The organism is Acidobacteriota bacterium, assembly GCA_016700075.1.
GTDB lineage: Bacteria > Acidobacteriota > Blastocatellia > Pyrinomonadales > Pyrinomonadaceae > OLB17.
Genome location: CP065000.1, coordinates 2,698,952 through 2,714,008, shown reverse-complemented (window position 1 = coordinate 2,714,008; position 15,057 = coordinate 2,698,952). Strand labels below are relative to the sequence as shown.

8 protein-coding genes are annotated in these 15,057 nt (G+C 54.7%); 4 read left to right on the top strand and 4 right to left on the bottom strand.

Annotated features, from left to right (window positions below; genetic code table 11):
• Positions 1-18: 18 nt before the first annotated feature.
• On the top strand, positions 19-429 hold the full coding sequence (locus tag IPM50_12265; protein ID QQS32424.1) for a DoxX family membrane protein: 411 nt from the start codon (positions 19-21) through the stop codon (positions 427-429).
• A gap of 15 nt (positions 430-444) precedes the next feature.
• Here the strand turns inward: IPM50_12265 and IPM50_12260 are convergent, their stop codons facing one another.
• Together IPM50_12260 and IPM50_12255 are read right to left on the bottom strand one after the other, a co-directional pair.
• Positions 445-2,517, bottom strand: a complete 2,073-nt coding sequence (locus IPM50_12260) for a serine/threonine protein kinase (GenBank protein QQS32423.1) — start codon at positions 2,515-2,517, stop codon at positions 445-447.
• 69 nt (positions 2,518-2,586) lie between these two features.
• Positions 2,587-3,183, bottom strand: coding sequence for a sigma-70 family RNA polymerase sigma factor (locus IPM50_12255; GenBank protein QQS32422.1), 597 nt, complete (start codon positions 3,181-3,183; stop codon positions 2,587-2,589).
• 118 nt (positions 3,184-3,301) lie between these two features.
• Here IPM50_12255 and IPM50_12250 point away from each other — a divergent pair, with 118 nt between their 5' ends.
• A complete protein-coding gene (locus IPM50_12250) occupies positions 3,302-10,960 on the top strand; it encodes a right-handed parallel beta-helix repeat-containing protein (protein ID QQS32421.1) in 7,659 nt (2,552 codons plus the stop codon).
• A 10-nt stretch (positions 10,961-10,970) separates the two neighbouring features.
• Here IPM50_12250 and IPM50_12245 read toward each other — a convergent pair whose 3' ends face one another.
• Together IPM50_12245 and IPM50_12240 are read right to left on the bottom strand one after the other, a co-directional pair.
• Positions 10,971-11,360 (bottom strand): hypothetical protein, encoded by a 390-nt coding sequence (locus IPM50_12245; protein QQS32420.1) that lies wholly within the window; start codon positions 11,358-11,360, stop codon positions 10,971-10,973.
• A 52-nt stretch (positions 11,361-11,412) separates the two neighbouring features.
• Entirely contained in the window at positions 11,413-12,435 is a 1,023-nt protein-coding gene (locus IPM50_12240; GenBank protein ID QQS32419.1) for an isocitrate dehydrogenase (NAD(+)), read from the bottom strand.
• Between the two features lie 60 nt (positions 12,436-12,495).
• On the opposite strand from IPM50_12240, the gene thiO reads away from it, so the two are divergent.
• Together thiO and IPM50_12230 are read left to right on the top strand one after the other, a co-directional pair.
• Complete coding sequence (gene thiO, locus IPM50_12235; GenBank protein ID QQS32418.1) at positions 12,496-13,641, top strand: glycine oxidase ThiO; 1,146 nt, start codon at positions 12,496-12,498, stop codon at positions 13,639-13,641.
• A complete protein-coding gene (locus tag IPM50_12230; protein ID QQS32417.1) occupies positions 13,641-15,053 on the top strand; it encodes a TlpA family protein disulfide reductase in 1,413 nt (470 codons plus the stop codon). The genes thiO and IPM50_12230 overlap by 1 nt, the downstream gene beginning before the upstream one ends.
• The last annotated feature ends 4 nt before the right edge of the window (positions 15,054-15,057 follow it).

Sequence of the window (15,057 nt, the reverse complement as noted above, 5' to 3'; positions counted from 1 at the left end):
CTGCACGAGTTTTGATATATGAATCTCGACGAAATTCTTAAAAATCTTCCCGCGCTTTTCGCGGCTTTGTTCACCGCGATACTTTTCCTGCAGTCGGGACTCGATAAGGTGTTCGACTGGAAAGGCAATATCGAATGGCTGACCGGGCATTTTTCCAAGACTTTTCTTGGGCCGTTCACAACCATCATGGTCTTAAAGATCACGGTGCTCGAACTCCTGACGGGTCTTACCGCTGCCGCTGGGTTAGTCTATTTCTTCATCGCCGGTTCGACGATCGTTATCCTCTATGCCGCCATTTTGGGTGCGGCGACAATAACCGGCCTTTTCTTTGGCCAGCGGATCGCGAAAGACTATGCCGGCGCCGCCGTTCTCGCGCCGTATTTCCTGCTGATGCTCACGATGATGTTTTTCGCCCGTCCTGCTAGCTAAGATCAAGCGAATATCCTAATTATCTCTATTTCGGCTGAGCCGTTCTGTCTCTTCTACGATCCCTCGAAATGAACTGAGCGGGTCGGAATCTACATAGCCGCGGCGGCAGATCGCCAACGGTTCATCGATAACATCCCATTTTTCCTGCTTAGCCAGAGCATGTGCAAGCATGCAGGTGTTAGCAATGATCGCGTAATTTTCCTCTTTGTAATGTAATCGAAAAAGGATCAATGCCTCGCGTAGATACCTTTCGCCGACCTGAAAATTATTCTCATCGGTCGCCGGTGTGACGGCGGCAACAAACGGCTGATGAAACCTCTCCAGTTCCGGATTCACAAGACGTGCCGCATAGCCTTCTAGCATATAGGGCAGATTGAGATTCTTCGGGTTCGTCGCCCTCATCATCCGAATAGCCCGGTCGAGTTTTTGCCCCATTTCAAACTCCGTCACTGACGTGATTGCATAGCTGTAGAAAATGTCCTTGGCGACAAGCTCATGCCAATCGCCATAATACTGTTTCCTTAGTTCGAGAGCTCTGATCGCATGAAAGCGATATTTTTTCATCAGCCTCTCGGGATCGGTCAGTGTCAGCGGAGATTTTGCCGCCATCGCGAAAACCTCGGCAAACTTATGATGGAGCTCCGCCTGAATATCAGTTTGGCCTGCGAATTCGACATCTATCTTATCGCTGAGGTCATATAAAGCGTCGATGACCCGCGCATCACCCCCGAAACGATGCCCTTCGCCATACCACGCCGGATTGCCGTAGGAGATGATCTTGGCCATAAAGCCGCTGATCTTCTCAGCTTTTTCCTGCTCGGTTCTCGCCTTTTCGCTTTCGGTCTCCGCGGCCGCCGCATGTGCCTGCGCTACATCAGCCTGCCACAATGCGAGGCCGGTTCCCGTGATCAGACTGAGCAGGACGATAATAGCGGCCGCGGCCGATATCCGATGCCGCTGCACGAATCTTATTGTTCTGTACAAGAGCGTTGCGGGCCTCGCGGAAACCGGCTCGCCGTCAATGTATCGCCAAATGTCATCCTCAAACTGCTGAACGGTCTCGTACCTTTCCTGCGGATCGTCCCGAATGGCCTTTGCAACGATATTGTCAAGGTCACCCGCGACCTGGCTCGGCTGAATAGGATGAGCGAAAGGAAATTTCGCCAAACTTGGCGGTCTTAATTCTACCCCGCTAGTGTCTTTGTTCCCGCCGTCATTTTTACGATCCGGCAATGTTCCGGCCAGAAGCTTGTATAGGACAACCCCGAGGCTGTAAATATCGGCCGCTGTTGTCACGGGTTCGTTGCGAGCCTGTTCGGGGCTGGCATATTCGGGGGTCAGAGCCCCAATGAATGTGGTCTCGCCAGGTTTTGGATCAACACCCGCGATCATCTTGGAGATGCCGAAATCCAAGAGAACTGGCTCGCCCGAGCCGTTGACCAAAATGTTTGTCGGTTTGATATCGCGATGAACGATCAAATTCTTGTGGGCAAACGCGACCGTCGAACAGGCCTTATTGAACAGCTTCAGCCGCTGAATGAGTCCAAGCCCATTTTCACGGCAGTATCTGTCGATCGGGATCCCGTCAACGTATTCCATGACGATATAGGGAATACCGTCATCGGTCGTGCCGATATCGATCAGCCTCGCGATGTTCGGATGATTCAATTGAGAGAGTATCTCGACCTCGCGGCGGAACATCTCGCGGGTCTTTTTCGTGTTCAGTTCACGTTTCAGCAGTTTGAGAGCTACCTGCTGTTCGAACTTGCCGTCGCTTCGTTCGGCGAGGTAGACGGCTCCCATACCGCCGAGGCCCAACTCGCCCACGATCGTGTACGGGCCGACCGCCTGCCCGGTCGATCGGTCTGCGAAATGGGTGCTTTCCGCGAGCACCTTGGTCGTCAATTCAAACGCCGAAGAATCGATGACCGCCAAGCCTCGGCCATCGAATGCAAGCAGCTCTTCAACTTCTCGACGGATGTCGGGTTCGAGACCTAATCCATCGAGGTGTGACGCTCTGGAACCCGGTTCAACATCAAGAAGGTCACTGACCAGTTCTTTTACAATGCTCCAATTGCTCGCGTTCATTTATGGCGAAGTATCCCTATTATGAAGATGCGAAGAGCGAGGAAAAATCATGACACATCATTCTCAGGATCACCCCAGCTCGCGTTTCAGCCATAAGCGAGCCGATCCCCACTCGCGGGCGACGGTTCTTTCGCTGATGCCGAGCGTTTCAGCGATCTCGGGGATTGAAAGTCCGCCGAAAAACCGCATTTCCACGATCATTGCCTGCCGTTCATCTATAGCCTCAAGCTTTTCCAAAGCACCGTCGACCTCAACGACGGTCTTAATGCTCTCGTCTTCTGCGATCTCTATTTCGTCCGTCGAAACGTGCTGATTCGAGTTCCCTCGCTTGATGGCGACGTGGGCGCGGGCGTGATCGACCAGGACCTGTCGCATTATCCGCGTAAAGATGCCGAAGAAATGTCCGCGGTCGTCCCATTTCAAACCTTCCGCCTCCCCTAGGCGCATTATCGCCTCGTGCACAAGTGCCGTCGGCTGAAGAGTGTGATCTGCTCTCTCTTTTGACATTAAGTGCCGCGCCCGATTTCTGAGATCTTCATAGACGATCCCCATCAGACGCTCTTTCGCCGCATCGTCGCCCCCGCTCCAATCCTTTAGAAACCGCGTAATGCCGTCAGAGACCTCGCGGTCCTGTTCCGCTTTAAGATTGCCGCCAACATTTGCCATTAGTTTTCCAATTTTACCGTTTTTCAATACGAACCGAAAAAAAGTTGGCATGAAACTTCTGCAGCCGACGCAGATATTTGTAGAGCCCAATTCTATTCAGCCATCGATCGGAAAAAATATGACCAAGAAAACCAAAGGTGTACGTGTGTTTTTTGCTGTTCTGGTGTCGTGCATCGTCGCAGCCGGAATGTTGTTCAATTCGTACCGCGTTTCGGGAACATCTGCTCACTCGGGATCGATCTCGGACGACCCTAAAGACGTCCCGTCGATCTCGGCACGCGAACGCGGCAATCCGTATATGAATTTCGACGACGGCCGCACGATCACGCTTCCTGAAGGTGCAGCAGCGGGATCTCCGGCGCGTTCTATGGCAAAAGGAGATGTCAATTCTGACGGCACACCCGATCTGATCGTCGCGGATTCGGGCGGTGCGATCCATGTCTATCGAGGCAATCCTGACTCCATATTTCCTAATTCGGCGGCCGCACAACAACGACGCGAATCGAATACTTTCACCGAAGATCCGTTCATCTACTCACATATGGCGGCGGTCATTCCGACCGCACCCGACGTTCTGGAGTCGGGTGATTTCAATGCCGATGGTCATATCGACGTGATCGCCGCACGTTTTGGCGAGTCATCGATCTTTTTCGCGGCCGGCGACGGCAAAGGCAATTTCGCACCTGCAATGCGAATAGACGTCGGCGGTGCGGTCACGGCTCTCTTCGCCGGAGAGATCGGCCGCCCCGACGGACAGACAGACCTTGCCGTCGCGGTCGCGGCCCCAGACGGGCCACGTCTTTTAGTGTTCGAACATCCTGAAGGCGCGTTCAAGAATCCGGCAGAAATGTACGTCTTGCCCGCACAGGCGACAACGATGACAGCGGGAAATCTGGACAGCGATTCGTACCGAGATCTCGCAATCGGAAGCGGGAACATTCTGACGATCATCCGCGGCCGCGGACACACTTATCCGTGGGACAAACTGAAGGAAGTTCAGCTTGAACGCCCTCGTCCGCTCGTCGATTCAAAGCAAATGCCGTTCGAGATCGCAAGTATGGTCGTCGGGCGTTTCGGCCACGACAATTCCGAGGTGTTGGCTTTCGTCACAACAAGCGGAGCGATAGAAACGCTATCGCGTCCGACAAAGAGAGCCGAGGTCAAGAAGCTTGCAAGGCCGGCCAAGGCTTTGGAACAATTCATTCCTGTCGGTGCGCGGGCTATGCGTTTGGCGACGATGGAATACGCCGTCGATCAGGAAAATATGATCCGCAGGTCGGACATAAAACGCGGAGCGGCGTTGGTATCCAACATTAATGACCATTCGGCATCAGAAGAATTCACGCCGAACAAGAGAGAAAATGATGCCGCTGCCTCGTTCGCAACTCAGCGTGCCCGCGACGGATTCATCATGTCGATTTCGCCCTCTGCTGAAGAGCCGCTTTCACGTTGGCAGACGCGAGAGGTCTTTCGCGATGCCAGATTTGCTCAGGCGGCCGTTTACGGCGGCTCGGCAATGCGGGCTGTAAGGGTACATATTTCGGATTCCGGACGGGACGAACTCGCCGTTCTCGACCGTGTCGGCAGTCAGATACATCTTTTCAGGCGCGGAGCCTCTTATGCAAATGGAACGCGATCGACCGACGAGGTGGTGACCTTTGACTCGAACGCCGTTCCCGTCGATCTGCTTCCGATGCGGCTCAACCGCGACGCCCTTTCTGACCTTGTCATTTTGCACGAAGGTTCTGCAGTGCCGTCCGTGGCGATGACCGCACCGATGGCAACGTATGTTGTCACCACAAATGACGACGTTAGCGGCTGCGGTGAAGGAATATGCAGCCTTCGCGGAGCGATCTTTGCAGCCAGCAATAATCCAGGTCCTGACCTGATCGCGTTCAGCATCGGCGGCGGGCCGCCGACAATCGATCTGAATACTCAACTGCCGAGTCTCACTTCCGGAACGACGCTCGACGCGACGACCCAGCCGGGCTACTCCGGTTCGCCTTTGATCACGATCCCCGGACACAATCTTGGAAACCGAAGCGACGGGCTGCAGATATCCGGCAGCAACTGCGTGATACGCGGCTTTGTCGTCAACCGCTTCAAGGGTGAATATGATGCGTCGATGGGCGGCATTGTTGGCGGAAATGGGATCGCCGTTCTTACGACGCTCGGAAGCAGCACATCCTTAAACAATTTCGTCGAGGGCAACTACAGCGGAACCAACATCGCGGGCACGTCTGACCTCGGCAACGACACCACCGGCGTGAACATCTTTGCTGCTGACGAAACGACCGTCGGCGGGACTATCGACGAAGCTCGCAACGTGCTTTCCGGCAGCGGTTCCGACAATGACCCGACCATCACTCCCCGCAAGTTCGGCGCGGGAGCTGCGATATTCGGTGGACAATACAATGTTTTCAAGGGAAATTACATCGGCACGAATGCACTTGGCACCGCCAAGATCAATAACACACAAGGGATCCGCATGGCCGGCGGAAACACACTGGTAGGCGGCAACGAAGCGGGTGCAGGAAATGTCATTTCAGGCAACGGCGACAGATTCACGGTTTACAATCCCGATGGCTGCATTGGCCCGGGGATCGAGGAGGAGACCGTTTACGACCCCAACACGCTCGAATTCCTCAGCCTCTTTAACGACTATCGCGGAAACAAGATCGGCACGAACGCTGCCGGAACAGCAGCCGTCGGCAACTGCTCAACGGGGCTTCGTACAAAACCCAGCCACATGTCGTCGATCGGCTCGATCACATCCTCAGGTAGAAACGTCATCTCCGGCAATCTCGAGAATGCTCTTTATTGTTCGCCAATGCCGCGTGGTTTCGGCATTGCCCAGGGCCCCGAACCGCCTGCCGGATACTGCTCGATCGCCGGCAACAACATCGGCACGGATATCACCGGCAGCTTCGCGATACCGAATCGCGACTATAACAATTACGACTTTTTCATCCTCTTTTTTGGTGCGGTCGCCGTATTCAATTCCGACACCCTATCGAACGTCGGCGGTCCGGGCGGGACGTCCCCCGGTCAGTGTCAGGGTCATTGCAACCTCATCTCCGGCAACGAGAATGAGGCAGTTTTTCGCGGCAGTGCACTTGGCGAGGTCGGCATTTTCAACAACTTCCTCGGCACCACGAGATCAGGCAATTCTGCCATAGGGAATGACACCGGCTTTAGCTCTTTCGAGAACGGCATCACGTATGTCGGCGGTGTCGGCATCGACAACGCCCACGGCGGCGGCGGCCTGATCCCGTTGGGAAACCTGATCTCGGGCAATCTCTACAACGGCATCACGATGGATTCGACGCCGCCGCGCAGCTTTCTGCCGAAATATATTCAGAACAACAGAATAGGGACCGACGCAAGCGGCACGAACGCTATTCCAAATTCGACCGAATCAGGTTTCGGCATGCTCATTGTAAATGAGGTCGCCCTGATTGGCGGCAGCGATCCGATGCATCGCAACATCATTTCCGGCAATGCCTATGACGGTATTCTAATGTCCGGCTCGATCGGCAACCCAATTATCGCCAATAACTACATCGGTGTCGGCTCTACCGGACAGCCGCTCGGAAACGGCCAGGACGGAATCAGGGTAAATGCAAGCGGAGTTACGGTCGGCTACGATGCGGACACGGGAAACGTCATCGCAAACAATGGCCGCGTAGGCGTTTTTGTTCCCGCTCGTACAAACCAGCCCAGTCTGAGCAATCGGTACAATCCCATTCGATTCAACTCCATTTACAACAACGGGGCACTCGGCATCGATCTTAGCGTCGGCACGGGCTTTGTCGTTCCCCCCGATGGCGTGACGCCGAACGACTGTTTTGATACCGATATCTTCGCGAACGACCGGCAGAACTATCCCGACCTTTCCGCACCTGTTTTCAATGGCAACGGCACCGTTTCGGTCGAGGGTGTGCTGCGCAGCGAACAGGAACGGACATACGTGATCGATTTCTATGCAAGCAGCACAGCGGACCCGTCGAATTACGGCGAAGGCCAAACCTATATCGGTTCGACAACCGTGACAACTGACTTTTTCTTTGGCGCCGCGACATTCTTGTTCACATCGACCGTGCCGGTCGCACCGGGCTCGAAGATCACCGCAACCGCAACTGACCCTGACGGCAATACGTCGGAGTTCTCTTGTGTCGCCGGCGAGTGTTCGGCGACCGACTGCCTCGTTCCGATAGTCGTGAACGTAACGAACGACCTCCCTGACAACAGTCCTGCAAACGGCATCTGCGACGTGGACCTCAGCGCACCGGGCCTGCAGTGTTCGCTTCGCGGCGCGATCCAGACCGCTCAGGCGATGACCGGCCCCAAGGTCATACATTTCGAGATCCCGGGCGGCGGCCCGCATACGATCACACTCGGCAGCGAGCTGCCGACGATCACAAAGCCGATACAGTTCGCGGGCAATACTCAGCCCGGATTTACAGGAACACCGCTCATTCACGTCACCGGCAACGGCGTCCGCAACAACTGTCTCAACCTCGGTGCCGGCAGCGACGCATCTGAGGTCAAGGGCCTCTCGCTGACCGGCTGTCAGGTCGGATTGAATATTCAATCGAGCAACACCAAGGTCGAAAGTTCGTATTTTGGCATAACGCCCGCGGGTGTAGCCGATGGTGCGCTCGGCGAGCAAACAAAAGGAATACGCGTTTTGGGCACCAACAACCGTATTGGCTCGACCGAGGGGAAGGGCAACGTCCTTGGAAACAACGGCATTGCGATCTCGTTCGAAAGCGGCAGCGGCAACGCCGTCCTCGGAAACTGGATCGGCGTGCCCGAAAGCTCAGGCCCCGCAACTCCGAATAACATCGGCGTCAAGATCCAGAATTCGACCGGCAACAAGATCGGGGATGCAGGTGGGGGCAATACTATCGCCGGAAATGTCGGAGACGGAATTAGACTTGAACAAGCCGATTCGACAAAGATCCTCGCGAATATTATCGGTGCTTACATCAGCGAAGGTGGGGATTTCGTCCCGCTTGGAAATCTTGAGAACGGCATACATGTAACAGGTTCCAGTAACGTCGAAGTCGGAGATATTACGCCTGAGATGGCAAACCGTATCGTTTCTAATGAAAAACACGCGATACTGCTTGATAATCTCACACAAGTTGTCAAAGTAAAGGGCAACCTTATCGGCACTGCAATTCGAAATATTAGGAACTTTGGCGACTCCGGGCACACCGCCGGACAGGGTCAGACGTTTGGGAACGGCCTGGGCGGAATACGAATCGCAAACGGTTCGAACAATAATGTGATCGGCGGACCTGAGTCGGATTCGGGGAACATCATCGTTGACAATGGCGGCAATGGGATCGAAGTAGTGGGCTCCATTGGCAACAAGATCGGCGATGCGGGTGCAGGCAATACGATCGCCGGAAATAGCGGTGACGGAATTAAACTGGTAGAGGCCGCAACTACAACAATCGAGGCGAATCTGCTTGGCCTATACAAACAGAAACAGGAGTATCACAAGCTAGCCAATACCGAGAATGGAATCAACGTTATCAATTCGAGCAACATCGAGATCGGAAACATCGATGAAATACGGGCCAACATTATTGCAGGCAATGAAAAGCTGGGAATCTTTATCGACCAACAAGCTCAATTTATCAGGATGAGAGGCAACCTTATCGGCACTGCAATTCGAAATATTAGGAACTTTGGCGACTCCGGGCACACCGCCGGACAGGGTCAGACGTTTGGGAACGGCCTGGGCGGAATACGGATCGCAAACGGTTCGAACAATAACGTGATCGGCGGACCTGGGTCGGATTCGGGGAACATCATCGTTGACAATGGCGGCAATGGGATCGAAGTAGTGGGCTCCATTGGCAACAAGATCGGCGATGCGGGTGCAGGCAATACGATCGCCGGAAATAGCGGTGACGGAATTAAACTGGTAGAGGCCGCAACTACAACGGTCGAAGCGAATTTGGTCGGCGTATACAAGCAGAATCAGGAGTATCAGAAACTCGCAAATACTGCGAACGGGATCAGCGTGTTGAATTCGATCAACATCGAGCTCGGAAACATCGAGTTACAAAGGGCCAACATCATTGCAGGCAATCAACAACTGGGAATCTTGATCGACCAACAAGCTCAATTTATTAGGATGAGAGGCAACCTTATCGGCACTGTAAGTCGAAATATTTCGAACTTTGGCGACTCCGGGCACACCGCCGGACAGGGTCAGACGTTTGGGAACGGCCTGGGCGGAATACGGATCGCAAACGGTTCAAACAATAACGTGATCGGCGGACCTGAGTCGGATTCGGGGAACATCATCGCATTTAACAGCGGTGACGGGATCGAGATAAATGCGTCTCCCGGAAACACGATTGGCGGCATAGGCGTAGGTAATGAGATCACCGCAAACGCTGGCAACGGAATATCGATCAGGGGCGCAAATTCGATCAATAACACGTTGATCGGGAACTTGATCGGGACCACCGCAAGCGCGCCTCTTCTCGAGCGAAAACGTCTTCGCGGAAGTACGCTTGGTAACGGCGGAAACGGTATTTTGATCGTTGACGCGCCGAACACTCAGGTCGGCAGTACGACCCCCGGAACCGGGAACCGCATTTTTGACAACGACCTGTCGGGTATCAAGATCACGGCATCTACAGGACAATTTCCGGCCGGGGCACAGGTATTTGCAATAGGCAACGAGATATCTTTCAACGCACAGGATGGCATTTCTAACCTCAGTCAGCACGAGGCTCTTCACGTTGTCCAAAACAACCGAATCGAGGCAAACAACGGCAAGGGAATCGATCTGGACGAATCAAATAACAACTCTGTAACTCAGAATTTTGTCGCTATGAATGGCGAAGAAGGCGTCGTGCTCGCCGGCAACGCCACACGCCTGAACAACGTTCGCGGGAATATCATCGCTGAGAATGTGAGTCACGGCGTGAATATCGACAACGGTGCAAATACCAACAACATCGGCGGGCCAAATTCCGGACAAGGCAACACAATCCGCAACAACGGCGGAGCAGGCATCAATCTGTCGCCGACCGCAGGCTCAGGCAACAATCTCGATCCGAACAGTATTTTCGGCAACGTGGGGCTAGGCATCGACCTCGGCGGCGATGGGTTCACGATAAACGACCCGCTCGATGCCGACGAAGGCCCGAACCGCCTGCAGAACTATCCGACGATCATGTCATCGCAGATCTCGAACAATGAGCTGGTCGTCAGTTATTTCATGGATTCTCTGCCGGGAAATTCCAACTACGGCACCGAAGGCATCTACATTGAGTTTTTCAAGGCCGACATAAACGGCGAGGGCGAGATCTTCCTCGGTAGTACCTATTACACCGAGGCGGACTACAACGGACTGGCACCGACGGTCAAAAGCGTGAATCTCGGCGATATCGATGTATTGGGTTACACGCCGACAGACCGCGTTACATCTACCGCGACAGACGCTGACGGCAACACATCAGAGTTCTCTCCGACGCTCGGGCCGACGTCGGCGGGCGTGTCAGTTTCGGGCCGCGTTCTGACCGCAGCCGGTGTTGCGATACGCGGGACGACCGTCACGATCACCGATGACAACGGCGTCGTCAGAACGGCGGTTACTAGTTCGCTCGGATACTATGCGTTCGAAGGCGTGCAGGCCGGCCGCACTTACGTTGTAACTGCGGTCTCGCGAAGATACCGCTTCACACCGCGCATCGTGAACGTCGCTGACCCGATCTCGGACCTCGATCTGGTTGCGTTGGAATGATCTGAAAAAGTTACTTCTTGGCCGCCTTGACCGAGATAAGTGCTTTAGGCATATCGCTACTTGGATTTGACGTGTCGGGATACGGCGTCAGGTCTTTGAGGCTCAGATCATAGCCGAAAACGGAAACGGTCGTCGGCTCGACGCCGCTGTTCAGCTCGACCTCTTGTGATCGTTTCCTGCCTTTGGAAACAAGGAGCTTGACCTTCGCGTTGCCTTCCCAGATGCAATTCACATCACGCGGGCAACGGGAATCTTCAACGACCTCGACGAACTTTATCGTCAGCCTAGCACCTTTTACGTAAGCCGACGTCCCTGCTGCGATGTTGTGTTCAGACATCAGCTGCGCCGGCACGATGACCGCCGCTGCCAAAAGCAATATTGTTAATGCGAGAATTCTCATCACGCTTCCTCCGTAATTAGAACGGAAAAGCACACCGCGAGTTGCAGTCGATTCACGCTGCGGCCGAACGTTCGGCGACGATCTTTTCCTCGATCGCTCGTGCGAATTCGTTGGTTTTCGCCGTTCCACCCAGGTCTCGCGTGATGTGTTCGCCGTCCGCAAATACCGCCAGCAACGCACGGTCGAGCCGTTCGGCAGCATCACGTTCGCCGATGTGCAGCAGCATTTGTATCGCCGACAATATTAGTGCTGTCGGATTCGCGATTCCCTGCCCGGCAATGTCTGGCGCCGAACCGTGAACCGCTTCAAACACCGCGCCAAGTTCACCGATGTTCGCTCCGGGAGCGAGTCCGAGCCCGCCGATCAGCCCCGCGCAAAGATCCGAAACGATATCGCCGTAGAGATTTTCCAGCACCAGCACGTCAAACTGTTCAGGCCGCATTACTAGCTGCATACAGCAATTGTCGATGATCTTGTCGTCGGCCTCGATCTCGGAAAAATCCTTCGCGACATTATAAAAACAATCGAGAAAAAGCCCGTCCGAGAGTTTCATTATGTTGGCTTTATGAACGGCCGTCACTTTTTTGCGGCCGTTGTCGCGAGCGTATTCAAACGCATATTTCGCGATACGCGTCGATGCTTTTTCCGTAATGATCTTTAGCGATTCGACCACGCCGGGCACGACCACATGCTCTAAACCGGCGTAAAGGTCTTCGGTATTCTCGCGGACGATCACGAGGTCGAGCTCAGGATACCGGCATTTCACATTTGGCATCGCCTTGATGGGGCGGACGTTCGCATAAAGGTCGAGAGCTTTTCTGAGTCCCACGTTCACCGACGTGAAACCTTTGCCGACGGGCGTCATTTGCGGTCCTTTCAGCGCGACCTTGTTCTTGCGGATCGATTCTATCGTCACTTCAGGCAGTGTCGTCCCGGCCTGCTCAAATGCCTGTGCTCCCAGTATTTGCGTCTCCCATTCGATGTCGACGCCGGTTGCCTCAACAACGCGGACCGTCGCCGCCACTATCTCCGGTCCAATGCCGTCGCCGGGAATCAGGGTTATGGTGTGTTTCATAAGGTTATCCTATAATTGAATTTACAACGCCGGTCGCGGGCATAACAACCTGAACGGAGTATGCGAACTGAAATTCTGATAATCGGCGGCGGCGTGATAGGCCTCTGCATCGCCTATAAACTGCGGCTGGCAGGTACGCGGCGTATCGCCATTGTCGAACGCGGTACTTTCGGCAGCGAAGCGTCGTGGGCGGCGGGCGGCATGCTCGGCGTACAGGCAGAAACAGATTCGCCGGGTAATTTCCTCGATCTATGCCGAGCATCGCTTTCGCTTTATCCCGAATTCATCGAAAACCTGACTGCCGCGACCGACATCGACGCGGAGCTCGACCGCACCGGCACGCTGAAACTTGTATTCAACGAAATAGAAGCCGCCAAACTGCAAGAGCGGGCCGAATGGCAGCGACGGGCCGGACTTGCTGTTGAGCAATTGACCGCTACGGAAATTAGAAAAGCGGAGCCTTTTATCTCGCCGAACGTCGCCGCAGGGCTATTCTTTCCCGACGATTGGCAAGTGGACAACCGTAAGTTGCTCGCTGCTCTTCGCCGATTCGCAGAAACAAGCGACATCGATATTCTCGAGAACACTGAAGCGGGATCAATAATTGTGGAGAATGGCCGTGCAGTTGGTGTACAGACCCAGACGGGCGAGATACATGCCGATCACATCGTCCTAGCAACGGGAGCCTGGACGTCGCTCATCAAACTTGGCGATGAGCCAATGCCGCTCAACGTGAAGCCGATCCGCGGTCAGATGCTGGAATTTCACACTGCGAAACGCCTTTTCCGCCATGTCCTGATCGGCCCCGAAGGCTATCTCGTTCCGCGTGCCGACGGCCGTCTGATCGCCGGCTCTACGACTGAGGACGTCGGTTTTGACAGTTCGAATACGCCGCAGGGCGAAGCCGCTGTACTTAGCATGGCAGTCGAGCTTTCGCCGAGCATCGCCGGGTTGAATGTGAATAACAAGTGGGCAGGTTTGCGGCCAATGGCGGCCGATGGAATGCCTGTGATCGGGACGATCCCCGGTGTGGACGATATGACCGTCGCCACCGCACATTACCGAAACGGCATATTGTTGGCTCCTATAACCGCTGAGATCGCAGCCGGCCAGATCCTGAACGAAGAAGCATCGCCGTGGATGACGATCTTTGGCACGGAAAGATTGCGGTTCTCCCAGCAGGTGTCGACAACGAGAGCGTTCTGATGCACAAATTTCTCACAATTCTGCTTCTGACGGTGTTTGCTTTCGCAGCCTACGGCCAGTCTGGCCGACCTGCAAACACACCCTCGCCCAATGGCGATGCTGAAGAAAAACCGGCGGTCAAGACGCTTTTCGAGGAAGCTAACTCATACACCAAGAACAAGATAGCGGAATTTGAAGAAAAGAAGGTCCCTTTTTCCGACCGCCTACTCGAACGCACGCGACTGGAACAGCGTCAGCTCGCGGCTCGCTACGCGGCCGAATCCGGCACGCGTGACGACCTCAAAGGCGAGGATCGCTATTACATCGGCATGCTGCATTGGATCGCCGAAAATCTTGATGGCTCCGTGGCCGCATTTTCGCAGTTCCTGACGGGCGAAGACGCAGACCCCGGGAAGCGGCAGACCGCTCGTTCGATCCTCGTCGTATCGCTTGCCAAGCAGAAAAAGACCGCTGATGCCGAAACGGTGCTTGCAGATTACCTAAAAGCAGAGCCGCAAAAATTGAACGAGCTTTCGCGCATGCGAGGCGAGATGGCGAAAGTGTATCAGATGCAGAAGGATTTCGCCCGAATGACGCCGCACGCTCTTGCCGCGTATGAAAGCGCCAAGTCGCTGCTGCCGTCCGCACAGTCACGGGCACGCGGACTCGACGAAATACTCGATGCCGGAATGCTCGTTTTCGAATCATACCGCGACCGCGGAATGACAGCAGAAGCGGACACATCGCTCGACGAGATGCGAAAGACCGCCGCGGCCGCACAGTCCGTCAGCATCTACTATTTTGCCGTCGATGAAAAGGTAAAATACATGATCGAGACGGGCCGCAAACCGGCTGCTCTTGCGTTTTTCCGCACTGCAATCGACAACATCGCCAAAGAGGTTCCGCAGCGTCAGCTCGCCCTTGATATCACCAACCGCTTAAACCGCCGCGAGAAGAATTACCGTCTGCTCGGCGAGGACGCGATGGAACTTTCAGCAAATTCCGTCTGGTTTCCGGGCGATGCACGAACTCTCGCAAGCATGAAAGGCAAGGTCGTTCTGCTGGATTTTTGGGCGACATGGTGCGGCCCTTGTTTTGACGCATTCCCAAAACTCATCGATTGGCACAACACGCTCAGCGACAAGGGCCTCGTCATCTTGGGCATCACACGCATATACGGTGAATCTTATGGATTGCCCCCGGATCCGGCCGAACAACTCGCATTCCTGAAGAATTTTCGCGAAAAAGAACGCCTGCCCTATGACTTTGTGGTGATGCGCGACATTTCGGCACATGCAATGTACGGTGCGACGGCACTGCCGCACGCCGTTTTGGTCGACAGAAAAGGCAAGATACGCTACATTGAAACCGGCACGAGCCCTTTACGAATGAGCCAGATGCAGGCGGCGGTCGAAAAACTGATCGCGGAATAGCAAA

Excerpts from the sequence above, each read along its gene's own strand:
- IPM50_12265 (QQS32424.1), top strand. The coding sequence starts at position 19 with ATGAATCTCGACGAAATTCTTAAAAATCTTCCCGCGCTTTTCGCGGCT.
- IPM50_12260 (QQS32423.1), bottom strand. The coding sequence starts at position 2,517 with ATGAACGCGAGCAATTGGAGCATTGTAAAAGAACTGGTCAGTGACCTT.
- IPM50_12255 (QQS32422.1), bottom strand. The coding sequence starts at position 3,183 with ATGGCAAATGTTGGCGGCAATCTTAAAGCGGAACAGGACCGCGAGGTC.
- IPM50_12250 (QQS32421.1), top strand. The coding sequence starts at position 3,302 with ATGACCAAGAAAACCAAAGGTGTACGTGTGTTTTTTGCTGTTCTGGTG.
- IPM50_12245 (QQS32420.1), bottom strand. The coding sequence starts at position 11,360 with ATGAGAATTCTCGCATTAACAATATTGCTTTTGGCAGCGGCGGTCATC.
- IPM50_12240 (QQS32419.1), bottom strand. The coding sequence starts at position 12,435 with ATGAAACACACCATAACCCTGATTCCCGGCGACGGCATTGGACCGGAG.
- thiO (QQS32418.1), top strand. The coding sequence starts at position 12,496 with ATGCGAACTGAAATTCTGATAATCGGCGGCGGCGTGATAGGCCTCTGC.
- IPM50_12230 (QQS32417.1), top strand. The coding sequence starts at position 13,641 with ATGCACAAATTTCTCACAATTCTGCTTCTGACGGTGTTTGCTTTCGCA.